Annotated in this window: 13 protein-coding genes; 5 read left to right on the top strand and 8 right to left on the bottom strand. The window is 54.0% G+C overall.

From position 1 onward, the window contains the following. The 4 genes from LVQ77_RS02935 to LVQ77_RS02920 all read left to right on the top strand — a co-directional run bounded on the left by LVQ77_RS02935 (position 1) and on the right by LVQ77_RS02920 (position 5,302). Positions 1 to 1,095 (top strand): ABC transporter ATP-binding protein, encoded by a 1,095-nt coding sequence (locus LVQ77_RS02935; protein WP_232865882.1) that lies wholly within the window; start codon positions 1 to 3, stop codon positions 1,093 to 1,095. 32 nt (positions 1,096 to 1,127) lie between these two features. After that, a complete protein-coding gene (locus tag LVQ77_RS02930) occupies positions 1,128 to 2,768 on the top strand; it encodes a glycoside hydrolase family 13 protein (RefSeq protein ID WP_232903619.1) in 1,641 nt (546 codons plus the stop codon). A gap of 3 nt (positions 2,769 to 2,771) precedes the next feature. Next, positions 2,772 to 4,421, top strand: a complete 1,650-nt coding sequence (locus LVQ77_RS02925; protein ID WP_232903618.1) for a glycoside hydrolase family 13 protein — start codon at positions 2,772 to 2,774, stop codon at positions 4,419 to 4,421. A gap of 80 nt (positions 4,422 to 4,501) precedes the next feature. Beyond that, positions 4,502 to 5,302 carry a YdcF family protein gene (locus tag LVQ77_RS02920; RefSeq protein WP_232903617.1) on the top strand — a complete coding sequence of 267 codons (801 nt, stop codon included), beginning with the start codon at positions 4,502 to 4,504 and terminating at the stop codon, positions 5,300 to 5,302. Between the two features lie 4 nt (positions 5,303 to 5,306). Here LVQ77_RS02920 and LVQ77_RS02915 read toward each other — a convergent pair whose 3' ends face one another. The 8 genes from LVQ77_RS02915 to LVQ77_RS02880 form a co-directional block, all read right to left on the bottom strand. Then, on the bottom strand, positions 5,307 to 6,725 hold the full coding sequence (locus LVQ77_RS02915) for an L-fucose/L-arabinose isomerase family protein (RefSeq protein ID WP_232865878.1): 1,419 nt from the start codon (positions 6,723 to 6,725) through the stop codon (positions 5,307 to 5,309). A 24-nt stretch (positions 6,726 to 6,749) separates the two neighbouring features. Beyond that, positions 6,750 to 8,240 (bottom strand): FGGY family carbohydrate kinase, encoded by a 1,491-nt coding sequence (locus tag LVQ77_RS02910; protein ID WP_232903616.1) that lies wholly within the window; start codon positions 8,238 to 8,240, stop codon positions 6,750 to 6,752. 2 nt (positions 8,241 to 8,242) lie between these two features. Next, positions 8,243 to 9,187: a transketolase family protein gene (locus LVQ77_RS02905; RefSeq protein ID WP_232903615.1), complete on the bottom strand. Its 945-nt coding sequence runs from the start codon at positions 9,185 to 9,187 to the stop codon at positions 8,243 to 8,245. Beyond that, positions 9,180 to 10,010, bottom strand: a complete 831-nt coding sequence (locus LVQ77_RS02900; RefSeq protein ID WP_064546992.1) for a transketolase — start codon at positions 10,008 to 10,010, stop codon at positions 9,180 to 9,182. The genes LVQ77_RS02905 and LVQ77_RS02900 overlap by 8 nt, the downstream gene beginning before the upstream one ends. An 86-nt stretch (positions 10,011 to 10,096) precedes the next feature. Continuing rightward, positions 10,097 to 11,197 carry an ABC transporter permease gene (locus LVQ77_RS02895; protein WP_232865875.1) on the bottom strand — a complete coding sequence of 367 codons (1,101 nt, stop codon included), beginning with the start codon at positions 11,195 to 11,197 and terminating at the stop codon, positions 10,097 to 10,099. Between the two features lies 1 nt (position 11,198). Beyond that, positions 11,199 to 12,716, bottom strand: a complete 1,518-nt coding sequence (locus tag LVQ77_RS02890; protein WP_232903614.1) for a sugar ABC transporter ATP-binding protein — start codon at positions 12,714 to 12,716, stop codon at positions 11,199 to 11,201. Then, the gene (locus LVQ77_RS02885) at positions 12,716 to 13,318 is read right to left on the bottom strand and encodes a DUF2291 family protein (protein ID WP_232865873.1); all 603 of its coding nucleotides are present in this window, start codon (positions 13,316 to 13,318) and stop codon (positions 12,716 to 12,718) included. The genes LVQ77_RS02890 and LVQ77_RS02885 overlap by 1 nt, the downstream gene beginning before the upstream one ends. Before the next feature lie 13 nt (positions 13,319 to 13,331). After that, positions 13,332 to 14,273 (bottom strand): D-ribose ABC transporter substrate-binding protein, encoded by a 942-nt coding sequence (locus LVQ77_RS02880; protein WP_232865872.1) that lies wholly within the window; start codon positions 14,271 to 14,273, stop codon positions 13,332 to 13,334. Between the two features lie 211 nt (positions 14,274 to 14,484). On the opposite strand from LVQ77_RS02880, the gene LVQ77_RS02875 reads away from it, so the two are divergent. Further along, positions 14,485 to 15,429: a sugar-binding transcriptional regulator gene (locus LVQ77_RS02875; RefSeq protein WP_232865871.1), complete on the top strand. Its 945-nt coding sequence runs from the start codon at positions 14,485 to 14,487 to the stop codon at positions 15,427 to 15,429. The last annotated feature ends 65 nt before the right edge of the window (positions 15,430 to 15,494 follow it).

Here is a 15,494-nt window from a genome sequence, read left to right as displayed (position 1 = left end):
ATGGCGCAACTCGTACTCGATAAAATTCAAAAACGCTACGGCGCGGCATCTGAGGTGATCAAACCGCTCGATCTGGAAATCAACAGCGGGGAATTTGTGGTGGTGGTTGGGCCGTCCGGCTGTGGGAAATCTACGCTGCTACGCATGGTTGCGGGCCTTGAGGAGATAAGCGGCGGTGAGATGCGCATCGACGGGGTTTGCGTCAACGATGATTCCCCGTCAGAGCGCGGTATCGGCATGGTGTTCCAGTCTTACGCGCTCTATCCGCATATGACGGTGTACCAGAATATGGCGTTTGCGCTGGAAATGGCGAAGCTGCCGGTGAAAGTGATTGATGAAAAAGTGCGAGAAAGCGCGCGTATTTTGCAACTCGAGCATTTGCTCGACCGCCGCCCCAAAGATCTCTCCGGCGGCCAGCGCCAGCGCGTGGCGATCGGGCGAGCGATTGTGCGCGAACCGAGCCTGTTTTTGTTCGATGAACCGCTCTCAAACCTTGATGCTTCATTGCGCGTGCAGATGCGCATGGAAATTGCCGCGCTGCACAAACGCATCAACGCCACTATTTTGTACGTCACTCACGACCAGGTCGAAGCGATGACGCTTGCCGACCGCATCGTAGTGCTTAACCAGGGGCAAATCGAGCAGGTGGGCACGCCACTGGAATTGTACGACCGCCCGGCAAATGTGTTTGTCGCGCAGTTTATCGGTTCACCAAAAATGAACCTGATCCCCGGCGTTTTGGTTTCTGGCAACGCCCAGCGCACCGATGTAATGCTGGAAAACCGCCAGCTTATTTCGCTGCCGGTCAACGGCGCGGGTGTGCCTGAGGGGCAGAAAGTGCAGTTGGGGATCCGCCCGGAACATATCCAGATAACGGAACTGGCGCAGGCGGATATCGAAGGGGAAATTTTATTCGTTGAGCAGATGGGCAACGAGACGTTGCTCTACGTAAATAGTGGTTACGGTAGCGAACCGCTGGTGATGCGCCATACTTTCAGGCTTGAGATAAAAGCTGACCGACGCATCGGCCTGAGGCTGCCGCCTGAGAATTGCTATTTGTTTAACAGCGACGGGCGGGCGTTTGTGCGAATTTAAGGTGAATGGAACGACAGAAAAAGGAGCAATAAGTGGAAAAAAAATGGTGGCACAATGCGGTGGTGTACCAAATCTATCCGCGCAGTTTTATGGACAGCAACGGTGATGGTATCGGCGACATCAACGGTATCATCAGTAAACTCGACTACCTGCAACAGCTTGGCATCAACCTGATTTGGCTCTCGCCCGTTTACCGCTCGCCGATGGACGACAATGGCTACGACATTTCCGACTACGAAGACATCGCCGCAGAATTTGGCACCATGGAGGAAATGGAAACCCTGATTGCGCAGGCGAAACAGCGCGATATTCATATCCTGATGGATTTAGTCGTCAACCACACCTCTGATGAACACCCCTGGTTTTTTGAAGCGCTGAAATCGAAAGATAACCCATACCGTGATTTTTATATCTGGCGCAAACCTGCGGCAGACGGCGGCCCGCCGAACGATTTCCGCTCGTACTTTGGCGGCAGCGGCTGGGCACTGGACGAAGCCAGCGGTGAATATTACTTGCACCAGTTCTCAAAACGCCAGCCGGATTTGAACTGGGACAACCCGCGCGTTCACGATGAAGTCCATGCAATGATGAACCGCTGGCTTGCTAAAGGCATCGGCGGTTTCCGCATGGACGTTATCGACCTGATCGGTAAAGAAGTGGACGCACAGATTATGGCGAACGGCAAAAATCTGCACATGCTGATCCGCCAGATGAACCGCGCCACCTTTGGCAAAGGGGATTACGTGACGGTGGGTGAAGCCTGGAGTGCCACACCTGAGGACGCGCTGCTCTATAGCGGGGAAGAGCGCGAAGAACTCTCCATGGTTTTCCAGTTTGACCACATCAAACAGTTCTGGGATGAGCACGCCGGGAAATGGCGCAGCAAGCCGTTTGAACTGGCAAGTTTCAAAGCGGTAATTGAGAAGTGGCAAACCGCGCTTGCGCACCAGGGCTGGAATTCACTGTTCTGGAGCAACCACGATTTACCGCGTGCGGTATCTAAATTTGGCGACGAAGGGGTGTTTCGTGAGCCGTCGGCCAAAATGCTCGCCACCGCGTTGCACTGCCTGAAGGGCACGCCGTATATCTATCAGGGTGAAGAGATTGGCATGACCAACGTGCGGTTTGGGAACATCGATGAATACCGCGACATTGAAAGTCTGAATCTTTATCACGAGCGACTGGCGCAAGGTGTCAGCCATGAAGAGATGATGCTCGGCATTCATGCTAACGGGCGCGATAACGCCCGTACGCCGATGCAGTGGGACAACGGTCCGAACGCAGGTTTTACCACCGGCAGTCCATGGATTGCGGTGAACCCGAATTACCACGAGATCAACGTGGCCGCGGCCCTCGCTGAACCGGATTCAATCTGGTGGCATTACCAGAAAATGGTAGCGCTGCGTAAACAGTACCCGGTTTTGGTTTATGGCGATTTCCAGCCTGTTTTGCGCGACCATCCGCAGGTTTTCGCCTGGCTCAGAACGTTGGGTGACGATCGTTTGCTGGTGATCAACAACTTTACCGCCGAGCACCTGACGCTCGACATTCCGCCTGAAATGCAGAACTGGCACGGGGAATGTTTGATCAGCAACTATGCACCGCGCGACCAGTTGGCGGTGAGTATCGAGCTACAACCTTATGAATCTTTTGCTTTATTAATCGGGAGGTAAACGATGGCGAGCTGGTGGAAAGAGGCGGTGGCCTACCAGATTTATCCGCGCAGTTTTAAGGACAGCAACGGCGATGGCATCGGTGACCTGAACGGAATCACCGAAAAACTCGATTACCTGAAAGACCTCGGAATCGATCTGATTTGGATCTGCCCGATGTACAAATCGCCAAATGATGATAACGGTTATGACATCAGCGATTATCAGGAGATCATGGCGGAATTTGGCACGATGGCTGACTTTGACCGCCTTCTGAGCGAAGTTCATGCCCGTGGAATGCGGCTAATTATCGACTTGGTGGTCAATCACACGTCCGATGAACACCCGTGGTTCCTTGAGTCTCGCTCCTCACGCGATAACCCAAAACGCGACTGGTACACCTGGCGCGACGGTAAAAATGGTGCAGAACCCAACAACTGGGAAGGGATTTTTAAAGGCTCAACCTGGGAATTTGACCCGGTAACCGAGCAATATTTTCTGCATCTGTTTACCCGTCGCCAGCCGGATCTTAACTGGGAAAACCACGATGTGCGCCGCGTCGTGTACGACATGATGCGCTGGTGGCTGGATAAAGGTATCGACGGGTTCCGTATCGACGCCATCGCGCACCTGAAAAAAGAGCCGCTGCTGGCTGATGTGCCTAACCCCGATAAACTGCGCTATGCGCCGTCGATGAAAAGCCATCTGAACTACGACGGGCTGCTGGATTACGTCGACGATATGAGCCGTAACGTTTTGCAGCACTACGATATTGTCACCGTGGGCGAAATGAACGGCCTGTTTGCCGACCATGCCGAAGAGTGGGTGGGTGAGCACCGCAACCGCCTGAGCATGGTATTCCAGTTTGAACATGTGCGGCTGTGGGAACCAGAAGCCGGTTTGCGCCCGGAACCTGCGGTATTAAAGAAAATTTTCACCGCCTGGCAGGAGGCGCTGGAAGGAAAAGGCTGGAACGCGCTGTATGTGGAAAACCACGACCTGACACGTATCACCTCGCGCTGGGGCGACACGGAACATCACTGGAGGGAAAGCGCGACCTGCATCGCCGCACTCTATTTTCTGATGCAGGGCACGCCGTTTATCTACCAGGGCCAGGAAATCGGTATGACCAATACCCGATTCAACAGCCACGACGATTTTGATGACGTGTCAGCGAAAAATATGTGGCGTGAAATGGAAGCGCAGGGCAAAAGCGAAGAGGAGATTATCGCGTTTCTCACCAACACCGGGCGCGACAATTCCCGTACGCCAATGCAGTGGAACGCCTGGCCGAACGCTGGTTTTAGCGATGGTGAGCCGTGGTTTAAGGTGAATGCCAACTTTGAAATGATTAACGTCGCCAGCCAGCAGCAAGACCCGGATTCAGTGCTGAATTTCTACCGCGCGTTAATTCAGCTACGCAAAAAGGAGCGCGCGCTGATTTACGGGCGTTATCAGCTGGAACTGGCAGACAACCCGCAAATTTACGCTTACCGACGCGTGCTCGACGGCGGGGAGTTCGTGGTGCTATGCAATATGTCCTCGAAATCGGCGCGCTGGACGAGCGATGAGTTGCCGCTCGAATGGGCAGAATGTGTGTTGGGGAATTACCCGCAGGTTGATGAGCTTTATCGGCTGCACCCGTGGGAGGCGCGAATTTACAGGCTAGCGTAAACACAAGACTCAGAGCAACCTGATGTAGTAACGGCATTGCCTGCGGTATGATGTGCGCTGGTTTTTAACAAGGAGGGGTTATGTTGATGACAACATTTCCAGCTTTGCAGCCGACGACCATCAATGCCATTAATACGCTTGGCGAGTGGCTTTCTCACAATGAGTTTGCCGCGCCACCTGCGGTTTGCGATGGCGAATTGATTATCCTCGCGGGTAATGCCGTTATCCCTACCATTAATGCAGCCTGTGAGCTTGCGGCCAATAGTGAATTGCCGCTGCTGATTACCGGCGGGATTGGCCATTCGACCACTTTTTTGTATGCGGCGATTGCGAAGCACCCGCGCTACAACACCATTCCCACCACTGGCCGAGCAGAAGCCGCCATTCTCAAAGACATCGCGACCGAGTTCTGGAAAGTCCCGGCAGAAAAAGTGCTGACCGAAGAGAAGTCCACCAACTGTGGCGAGAACGCGCGCTTCACTTATGAATTAATGCAAACGCGGGAAATAACGCCCGCTCGCGCGATTATTATTCAGGACCCGACCATGCAGCGACGTACCGTCGCGACCTTTGAACGCGTTTGGCAAAGTGATGCGCATCAGCCGCAGTGGAAAAGTTGGCCGGGTTTTGTGCCGCACTTAGTCAGTGACGAAACCCATACAGCATTTAGCCTGCATGAAAAGGGCTTATGGCCGGTTGAGCGATTTATTTCTCTGGCGCTGGGGGAAATCCCGCGTATCAGAGATGATGCGCAGGGCTACGGGCCGAATGGGCGTGACTTTATTAGCCATGTTGATATTCCGCTTACGGTAATGAATGCCTGGGAAATTCTCGCCAATGACGCCGCGCTGGCGCAATTAATGCACGAGCGCGGCTTATAAGTCATTAACGATGCAGGTAACAGTTAACCCCTAAATACTTGCTGAATGCTTCCTGCAATACCACACCCGTCGCCGAGTGGTTCATGGCGACGTGGTGTTCAAAGCCGTTATTACAAATCCACGCCAGTAAATTCTCCAGATGTGGTACTTCAATGACCGCGCGGCAGCCAACGGTATCTAACGCATCATCAACAGATTGCCCTTCGCCCACATAGGCTTTCACTTCGCCGGTAAAATCATCAGACGACAGACGGAAGTAAGTTAGCGGACCGCTTTTCAGGCGACCATGCACCGCGCCACAGGTGTTCTCTTTGCCGACGGTGGTGCCGATAATATCGGCGGTACCCATCGATGGAGATTCCAGGCTGCTGCTGGCAAAGTTCCCGCAGTGGAACAGCACGCATTTGTTGCGATCGTCACCGAAGTTGTTATTCCAGTCGGCAATCGAGGCTGGGTTAAGCGACGCACTTGCGAGGGCGTACATCGACAACGCGCCCATCACGTCGACTTCGCAGGCGCTTGGCATCAGTTGCCCGGACATCACGCTCATAATGGAGCAGACGTTAATGCCGAGGTTTTCCTGAAGCGACGTCCAACACTGGATCGCCGTGGTGTCGATGTCGTTTGCCACTACCCATTCGCTGATCACCACAAACAGTTTTGCCATTTGGGTTAACTTCTCGGCGGGGATGCCGCTGGCATCGGCGTTTTCAATTAATATGCCGCGCTTCTCATGGACACGCAGATCGTCATCGCTGATATGTTTGATGCGGGTGAAAATTTCAGACAGGTCGAGGGTTTCAACCGCCACACCCATTTTTTCGAGCAGTTTTTCGCTGTAACGCACGGTATTAAAGCTGGCCGGACGCGCACCAATCGCCCCGATGCGCACGCCCTGCATTGATTTCACCACCCGGCAGATTTGCGCGAAGCGCTGTAAATCTTGTTCGAACACTTCACCGCTTAACGCACAAACATGCTGCGTGGTGAGCGTGAAGGGGATGTTGTACTGGCGCAGGTTGTTGCACAGGGAAATTTTCCCGCAAAAACTATCGCGGCGTGTCGCCAGACCCATTTTATCGAGATTGTCCTCTTCGGCCTGGATTAACACCGGGACTTTCAAACCGGAAAGGCGAATCGCTTCTGCCACCGCTTTTTCATCGCCAAAGTTTGGCAACAGCACCACCACACCATGAATGTCGTCACGATGCTGGCGGAACAGTTCGGCACAGACTTTGGCATCCTGACGGGTTTCCACACCGCCGAGATGCGTTTGCCCATCTTTTAACATCACGGTTTTGATACCCAGTTTGCCAAACAGCGCTTCGGCCTGTTCATGCGCCTGCGCCACTAAATAGCTTGGGAAGAACCCGCGGTTACCGATGATCACACCGAAGGTCAGTTGTTTAGGGATTCTGGACATAGCTTCACTCCGCTCAAAATAGATTTAATTTGGCTGAAAGCGGCAGCGCGCCACTGCTTCAAGCCATTGCTTATAGTTTTGTTGCATTGTTTTTTGTTGTTCTGCCTGTGGTTGCAAACGCTCGCCACAGTTGGCCAGTGCCGCAAGCGGTGTGCCGTCTTGCCACCAGCCAAGAGTTTTCCCGGCTAACAGCGTCGCGCCGAGTGCGGAGATTTCAGCCGCGGGCTGAATAATTAACGGGCGTTGCAGCACATCTGCCTGTAACTGCATCAGCCAGCGGTTTTGGGTCGCGGTGCCATCCACACACAATGATTCAAGACGCTCACCGGTCGCCTGTTCCATAGCAAAAAAAACATCGGCAATTTGATAGACCAGCGACTCCAGCGCGGCTCGCGCCAGTACCGCAGGGGTGGCGGCATCCGTCAGGCCGCAAATCATGCCGCGGGCGTGGAGATCCCACCACGGTGCACCAAGCCCGGAAAGTGCCGGTACGTAATAGACGCCCTGATTGCTGTCTGTAGATTGCGCAAGCTCGGTGAGTTTTGCGGGGTCGTTTATACCCAACATTTTCCCCAACCAGGCGGCCCCCGATCCGGTATGGGTGATGTTGCCTTCCAGCGCGTAGTTCAGCTCACCGTCGTGCCAGGCCAGCGTAGTGCTCAGACGATTGCTACGGTTAACCGGTTCCGGGAGCGAAAGCATCAAAGAAGATCCGGTGCCATAAGTGGCTTTCACCACCTGACCACAGACGCTGCGCTGCGCGTAGAGTGCCGCGTGTGAATCACCGATAAGCGCCAGCACCGGTGTGCCAATGGGCAAACCTGCAATTGTGTCAATTTGCACTTCGCCGTGATGCCCGGCAGAAGGTCGCACTTCAGCAAGTACTGCACGCGGAATGCCGAATAATTTGAGTAATTCGTCGTCCCATTCGCCCCGGTAAATATTAAACAGCTGCGTGCGGGCGGCATTGGAGTAGTCGGTAGTGAACGAATGCCCGGCGGTCAGTTGCCAGTTCAACCAGGAGTCGATGGTCCCGATACACAGCTCGCCCGCTTCGGCACGTTTCATGCCGTCAGGAATGGTATCGAGCAGGGCGCGAATTTTCGCCGCCGGGAATAGTGGGTCGACGGGAAGGCCAGTCAGACGAGTGATCAGCTCGCCATGGCCCTGCGTTAACAGTTGCTCGCAAGTTTGTTCTGAACGGCGATCTTGCCAGCTCACAACAGGTGTTAGCGGTTTACCATCATGGCGCTGCCACACCAACACCGACTCACGCTGGTTGCTTATCGCAACGCCTGCGACGGTGACCGAGCCGAGTTGTTGCAGGCAGCCGCTCAATGCTTCACACACGGCATGCCACAGCGCAATGGGGTCTTGTTCTGCAAGCCCTGGTGCCGGGTGCGTCATTGCCACGCCGACACTGTAACGGGCGCAGATTTCCCCGTTACTATTCACCGCCACCACTTTGGCGTTAGTGGTGCCCTCATCAATAGCCAGAATTACCGGGCTGGACATGGCTATGCTCCTTTGCAAAGCGCCGTGGCGGAACGTGTGACTCCTGCGGCATCAATTCCATGATGGGCACGCATCTCCTTGCGATCCGCCGCAATAGCATAGCTACCGTCTGCAATTCCGAGCCGCAACAAAGGGATGCCGCATCCGGCTTCCGCTAACACTTCAGCGACCAGACTGCCAACACCGCCATTTACGTTGTGCTCTTCAACGGTAATCACGTGGCGTGAATTTTTAAGCATGGTGAGAAGTTGCGTGGTATCGCAAGGGCGGATAGACGGAACGTTGATCACCGCCGCATTAATACCCAAATCTGCAAGTTGTGCCGCAGCCGTTACGATTTCATGCACCGTTGAGCCCATGGCGACTAATGCCACATCGTCGCCTTCTCGCAGTTGGTCAACAGCCCCTGGTTTGAACCGGTAAGCCGCATCATGTAGTTCCGGCAACGCTTTACCATCAAGGCGAATGTAGACCGGGCCAACGTGTTCCAGCGCGTAGTCAATAATCTGGCGGCATTCAATCGGGCACGATGGCGCATAGATTTCAATGTTGCCAAAACCGCGCAGCACGGCGATGTCGTCAATACTGTGGTGGGTGCTGGCGAGCGGTCCATAACTGGCCCCGGCATTGAGGCCAAACAGTTTTACGTTGCTGTTGTTGTAGCAGACGTCGACTTTGATCTGTTCATTGGCGCGGGAAATTAAAAACGGTGCCGCGTTGCAGGTCACGGCAATTTTTCCGCCCATCGACAGGCCGACCGCGGTGCCCACCAGCGTCTGCTCTGCAATCCCGACGTTCACCAGTCGGTCGGGAAACTGTTTCATAAACGGGGATATTTTTGCCGTGGAAGTTGAGTCTGCAACCACCGGTACCAGGTCTACGCCGCGCTCCACGGCGTCAATAAAGGCATTCACCATTACGGTTGCCAGATGTTCGCTATTACTCATCTTTCAGTTCCTCAAGCGCCAGTTCGATTTCGTCACCTTTCGGTATCCGGTGGTGCCATTCCGCGCGCCCCTGAATAAAGGAGATGCCCGCGCCTTTGGTGGTGTTGGCAATCACGACGTGCGGTTTGCCGTGCGGCTGTAACCCTTCGAGTGTGGCGACCACATCAGCCATATCGTTGCCACGGCACTCGGTGACTTCCATGCCGAACGCACGCCATTTCTCATCCAGCGGGTCGGTATTGAGAATGTCTTTGGTCGAGCCTGCGAGTTGCAGATTGTTTTTGTCGTTAATAATGATCAGGTTATCGAGCTGGTAATGCGCCGCGACTAACGCCGCTTCCCAGTTGCTGCCTTCTGCCAGCTCGCCATCGCCGGTCACCACAAAGACGCGACGTTTGCTGTTGTTGCGTTTGGCGGCAAGCGCAATGCCAACGGCGACCGGCAGACCGTGCCCGAGCGCGCCAGTGTTCAGCTCCACACCTGGCGTTTTGTGTTTCACCGGGTGGCCGGGCAGGTGAGAGTCGGCATGCTGATAAGTCGGCAGCCACTCCACGGGAATAAACCCGGCTTCAGCCAGCACGCAGTAATAACCGCCAACCGCATGGCCTTTGGACTGAATGTAGATGTCACGTTCGTCGCTGTTGATAAGCTGTGGCGAACAATTCAGTATCCGGAAGTACAGGGCGGTTAAGATTTCCACCTGCGATAAATCGGCCCCGGTATGGCCGCCGGCCGGGCTATTGGCATTGAGCAGGACGATGCGGCGACGGACGGCGCGTGCTCTCTTTTCAAGATCCGTAACTGACAGTGCGAACGGATTCATAGTGTTACCTCTTGCATTAAAAATCATAGATGAATAATTATTCCGTGCGGGTAAAAAAATACCCGCCATTCAGGATCTGTGACGCGCTACACCTTCCCGCTACTTTCCATGATCGCTTTCTGGGCCACGACCGCCGCTTTTTGCTGCATGCGGTTTTGCATCTGGTCGATGATGACCGCCACAATAATCACGATGCCCTTGATGACCATTTGCCAGAATTCACTCACGCCCATCATCACCAGGCCGTCAGCGAGGAAGCCAATCACGAATGCGCCGACGAGGGTGCCAAGAATGGTGCCGCGCCCGCCTGCCAGCGACGTTCCGCCGAGCACAACCGCAGCGATGGCGTTCATCTCAAATGCCGTGCCGTTTGCCGGGTGGCTGGCAACCAGTTGAGCGGAAACCACGATCCCGGCAATAGCGGCGCAAAAACCGGACAACGTGTAGACCCAAATTTTCACCTGGCGAACTTTGACACCTGAAAGTTCAGCAGCGCGTTCGTTATCACCAATCGCATAAACATGGCGGCCAAAGGGCAGGCGGCGAGCCACATAAGCAATGGCGACGGCGAGCACAATCATCATCCAGATCGCCCACGGGATACCGAACAAATTGCCGGAGCCAATCAGGTCGAAACCGGTGTTGCCAAGCTGTGGGTTGCCGGAAAGTCCGGGGAAGGTTTCACCGCCCGAGGTCAACATGGCGGCCCCGCGCAGCACGTACATGGTGCCGAGGGTGCAGATAAACGGTGCGACGTTATAGCGGGTGATAATCCAGCCATTTCCCGCGCCAATCAGCCCGCCAATCAGTAATACCAGCGGCACAATCACCCACACGCTTGGGAAAATGGCGATGCCGAACATCGGCAGCACAATGCCTTTGGTGATAAGCCAACCGGCAATCATGCCGCACAGGCCCAGCGTGGCGCCAATCGACAGGTCAATGCCAGCCGTGATGATGACAAAAGTGATGCCGAGCGCCAGGAAGGCGTTGATAGCAATGTGTTTAATCATGATCACCATGCTGCCCATGGCGAGAAAATCCGGCACCATGATGGCGAAGAAGCCAACTATCAAAAACAGCGCAATAAAAGTGCGAAGTTTAAGCAGTAACAGCAGCAGATTTTCCCGCGAGCTGAACGGCGAGCCTGGTCTGGCGTTGAGCGCGACAGTATCATTCGTTTTCATATCAGAACCCTTGTGCACTAGCGGAAACCAATGCCGACTCTTCGGCGTGTTCGCGGGGAATATCAGCGGTAATTTTCCCGCCTGACATCACCAGAATGCGGTCGGAAACCGCCATGATCTCTTTGAGATCGGAGGTGGAAAACACCACGGCTATCCCTTGTGCGGAAAGCTGAACCATCATGCGGAACACGTCGGCTTTCGCACCCACGTCGATTCCACGCGTTGGTTCATCGAGCAGCAGCAGTTTCGGGTTGGTCAGCAGCGAGCGGCCAATCACCACTTTTTGCTGGTTCCCACCGCTCAGCGCCTGAATTTCCACTTCCGGTGATGAAACTTTAATCGAGAGGTTGCCAATGGTGCTGGCCACCACCGCCGTTTCATCAACCTGCGAAATCGCAAAACCACGCTGCAAACGCCGCCATAAACTGGCAATCGTCAGGTTGCTTGCGACCGACGATATCGGGAAAATTCCGGTACGTTTGCGGTCTTCAGGCACCAGACTCATTCCCATGCGAATGCGTTCGGCGGTGGCAAGGCGCGGCGGCACCGGTTTGCTGTCGAGCCATAATTTGCCCAGATAGTTACGTTGCGTACCCAACAGGCATTCAAACAGTTCCGTGCGCCCGGCGCCCATCAACCCATAAATACCGACGATTTCGCCCGCGCGTACCTGAAAACTGACGTCGTTCACCACCGTGTTTCCTGCCGAATTGACGCAGGTGATGTGTTCGGCTTCCAGAATCGCGGCACCAAAATCACGCCCGGGTTTCAGGAAACTGGACACCGGCTCGCTGCCTAACATTTCGCGCACAATCCACGGCACGTCGATATCACTGACCTGCGCTTCGGCCTGGAATTTGCCATCTCGCAGAATGGTAATCACATCGCCAATCGCCATTAACTCTTCCAGACGGTGGGAGATATAAATAATGGTGACGCCCTGGCGGGTGAGTTCGCGAATCACCCGGAAAAGAATATCCACTTCGGTTTTGCTTAACGCCGAGGTCGGTTCATCAAGAATTAAGATGTCCGCGTCTTCAGCCAGCGCTTTGGCGATTTCTACCAATTGCTGTTGACCGACTTTCAGGTTTGCGACTATCTCTTTCGGGGAAATCGGCTGATCCAGGCGCTGGAGCAATTCCGCGCTGCGTGCCTGCTGCTTGGCTTCATCAATTGGTGACAAACCGTGTTGCAGTTCACGCCCGAGAAAAATGTTCTCGGCAACCGTCAGGTTTTCGAACAGGTTTAACTCCTGGTGAACCATGCCGATGCCATGCGCGGCGGCCTGGCGGGTGCTGTTAAACTGCACAACTTCACCATTCAGGCGCATTTCACCGAGGCTCGGTTGTTGAACGCCCGCCAGAATCTTCATCAGCGTTGATTTACCCGCGCCATTCTCACCGATGATGACATTCACTTTGCCGCGCCAGACGTTGTAATCAATGTTGTCCAGCGCCACGGTGCCGGGGAACAGCATCGAAATACCACGGGTGCGCAGAATGATAGGATCTTGCGACATTATGGTTGCCCCCGTTCCAGTGAAATTGCCGCCGCGTCACTCAGTGCGCCATTGCGCATTGTCACCGCCATCACTACGGTGACGGGTTGCTGCTGCCAGCTTTCATCGACTTTCGGCAGGTGTTTTGCTGCTTCGCGGTTATAGGCTTTTGACAGCTGCGCGAACTGCACCTGGTTAGTGAAATCTTCGAACTTGTAGCCGGTCGCATCGCGGATTGCATTGCCGCGAATCATCGGCCCAACTTGCACCTGCAGTGGTTGGTCATTGACGGTCACGGTCAACGTGCGTTCGCGTTCGTTATCCAGGGAAACGCTGTCGACTTTGCCTTGAACTTTGACGAATACACTTTCGTTGTTGGCGTTGGCAGCGCGGGTTTTCAGGGCAGTACTATCCAGTGCATGGCTCTGCGCGGGAGTCAGTACTTTGCTGTTCCAGGTTTGTTGCGCTATCTGCGCGGGTGTCTGGTTTGCGAAACTCGCTTTCGCATTCGGATCGGGAGGAATAATCGGTTGCCCGTTTTCATCCAGATCCACCACCCGGCAGGCAGTGAGCAACAGGGCACTGCAACATAACCAGCCAATACCCCATTGTTTGAGCGACATACAGCCTCCTGGACTACTTAGCCAGCTTGAAGGTTTTCAGCTGATTGGCATTGCTATCGTCAATTAACACGCAGTCCATCAACTGTTTTTCCTGTAGCTGTGGTTTGCCGTTTTTCAGGAAATAATCTGCTTGCACCACCGCCATTTGCGCTTGCTCCCAACCCGGTTGCAGCACGGTGGCTTTGATATTGCTCTTGGCGATAATCGAGTCGCGCACATAGTCGCTACCGTCAAAACCCACCACGATGACATTGGTCTTGCCAGCTGCTTTTAAGGCGGCTTCTGCACCCAGGGCCATAGTGTCGTTACCCGAAATCACACCGACGATGTCAGGTTGAGTTTGTAAGATGGATTCCATGCGGGTGAAGGCTTCGGTCTGACTCCAGTTTGCTGTTTGCTGGGCCACCATTTTCATATCCGGGTAGTCGTCGAGAATGTCGTGATAGCCCTGTGAACGCACGTGGGCGTTGGTGTCTGACTGGCGGCCCAGTAATTCAACGTATTTGCCTTTGCCGTTAAGCAATTTGGCAAACTTCTCGGCACCCAACTGCGCGCCCTGGTAGTTATTGGAAACAATCTGCGCCACGGCGACGCCAGTTTTGTTGATTTCACGATCGATAAGGAAAGTAGGGACTCCAGCGGCTTTGGCTTTTTCTAATGGGCCGACGGTGGCATCCGCTCCCGCGTTATCCAGAATGATGGCTTTTGCTTTGCGGGCAATAGCGGTTTCAATCAGTTGGTTTTGTTTATTCACATCATCATCGTGCGACGCGACCAACGTTGTGTAGCCCAGCTCTTTTGCCTTTGCCATCGCGCCATCGGCTTCAGCTTTAAAGAATGGGTTGTCATGCGATGGGGTAATAATGGCAATCAGCCCATTATCAGCGGCATAGAGACTGGCAGATGAAGCAAGCAGAGCGGCAACGAGTGAGGTCTTCAGTAGGGTACGTTTCATTTTTATCTCCACATTGAATATATATTCAAGCATGATTTATTATTCAATGTAACGATATGCCCCACTCATGGTTCTGTCCATGTGGAATTGATCAAAATGATAAAAAGGCGAATGTGATCACAAATTGTACGAATTAACGGCAAAAGGAATGCTGTCTTGTTATTTATGCAGGCTTGAATAAAAATATCAGGTAGAGAATCAGGAGGCGCACATGTCAAAGCAGGATGAACAACGTTTGTTGGTCAAGATTGCGACGCTCTACTTTGTAGAAGGGATGAAGCAGTCAGAAATCGCCGGGTTATTGCACCTGTCGCAGTCATTTGTCTCACGCGCCATCACACGCTGCCAGAAAGAGGGCGTGGTAAAAATCAGTGTTATCCAGCCCGCCAATATTTTTCTCTCGCTCGAACAGGCGCTGGAGAAAAAGTACGGTATTCGCCAGGCGATTGTGGTGGATGTCGACGAATCAGCTCCAGCCTCGCAAATCAAACACGCGATTGGCAGTGCGGCGGCGCATTATGTGGAAACACGTTTGCGGCCAAACGATCTGGTGGGGATTTCATCCTGGAGTTCCACCATTCGCGCGATGGTTGATGAGCTGCACCCGCAAAGTATTAAAGCGCGTGGCGTGATTCAACTTCTCGGCGGCGTGGGGCCGAACGGCAACGTGCAGGCGACGATTCTGACGCAAAATCTCGCCGCGCAACTCGACTGCCCGGCCTGGCTGCTGCCGTCGCAAAGCATCGAGCATTCTGTTGAAGAGCGCGCAAAACTGGTCGCCAGCGACGATGTCGCCGAAGTAGTGAATAAATTCGCCGAAGTGGACGTGGCTATTCTGGGTATCGGTGAGCTTGAACCGTCGCAATTGCTGAAAAATTCGGGCAACTATTATGGCGAAGCAATGCTGAAAACCCTCGCCGAACGCGGTGCGGTGGGGGATATCTGCCTGCATTATTTCAATGCGCAGGGCGAGCCGGTTTTGAGCAAAGAAGAAGATCCGGTTATCGGCATGGAACTGAGCCAGGTTCACGACTGCCCGCATGTGGTGGCACTTGCAGGCGGGAATGACAAAGCCAATGCCATTCGTGGTGCGCTGCACGGCGGTTATATCGACGTGCTGATAACTGACTATCCGACAGCCCGCCAACTGCTCTAATTCTCACATCATGACCGTTTTCTGCTGAAGATTCTTAAAACGGTCATTTTTCTCCTCTCCAGCTA

Origin of the sequence: Buttiauxella cochleicola (assembly GCF_021282435.1) — a bacterium.
Classification (GTDB): Bacteria; Pseudomonadota; Gammaproteobacteria; order Enterobacterales; family Enterobacteriaceae; genus Buttiauxella; species Buttiauxella massiliensis.
This window is presented reverse-complemented; position numbering and strand designations above follow the sequence as displayed.

Bases quoted from the DNA above. Each gene is read 5' to 3' on its own strand.
- LVQ77_RS02890 (WP_232903614.1), bottom strand. From the start codon at position 12,716: ATGTCGCAAGATCCTATCATTCTGCGCACCCGTGGTATTTCGATGCTG.
- LVQ77_RS02920 (WP_232903617.1), top strand. From the start codon at position 4,502: ATGTTGATGACAACATTTCCAGCTTTGCAGCCGACGACCATCAATGCC.
- LVQ77_RS02935 (WP_232865882.1), top strand. From the start codon at position 1: ATGGCGCAACTCGTACTCGATAAAATTCAAAAACGCTACGGCGCGGCA.
- LVQ77_RS02915 (WP_232865878.1), bottom strand. From the start codon at position 6,725: ATGTCCAGAATCCCTAAACAACTGACCTTCGGTGTGATCATCGGTAAC.
- LVQ77_RS02880 (WP_232865872.1), bottom strand. From the start codon at position 14,273: ATGAAACGTACCCTACTGAAGACCTCACTCGTTGCCGCTCTGCTTGCT.
- LVQ77_RS02925 (WP_232903618.1), top strand. From the start codon at position 2,772: ATGGCGAGCTGGTGGAAAGAGGCGGTGGCCTACCAGATTTATCCGCGC.
- LVQ77_RS02905 (WP_232903615.1), bottom strand. From the start codon at position 9,187: ATGAGTAATAGCGAACATCTGGCAACCGTAATGGTGAATGCCTTTATT.
- LVQ77_RS02885 (WP_232865873.1), bottom strand. From the start codon at position 13,318: ATGTCGCTCAAACAATGGGGTATTGGCTGGTTATGTTGCAGTGCCCTG.
- LVQ77_RS02900 (WP_064546992.1), bottom strand. From the start codon at position 10,010: ATGAATCCGTTCGCACTGTCAGTTACGGATCTTGAAAAGAGAGCACGC.
- LVQ77_RS02910 (WP_232903616.1), bottom strand. From the start codon at position 8,240: ATGTCCAGCCCGGTAATTCTGGCTATTGATGAGGGCACCACTAACGCC.
- LVQ77_RS02875 (WP_232865871.1), top strand. From the start codon at position 14,485: ATGTCAAAGCAGGATGAACAACGTTTGTTGGTCAAGATTGCGACGCTC.
- LVQ77_RS02895 (WP_232865875.1), bottom strand. From the start codon at position 11,197: ATGAAAACGAATGATACTGTCGCGCTCAACGCCAGACCAGGCTCGCCG.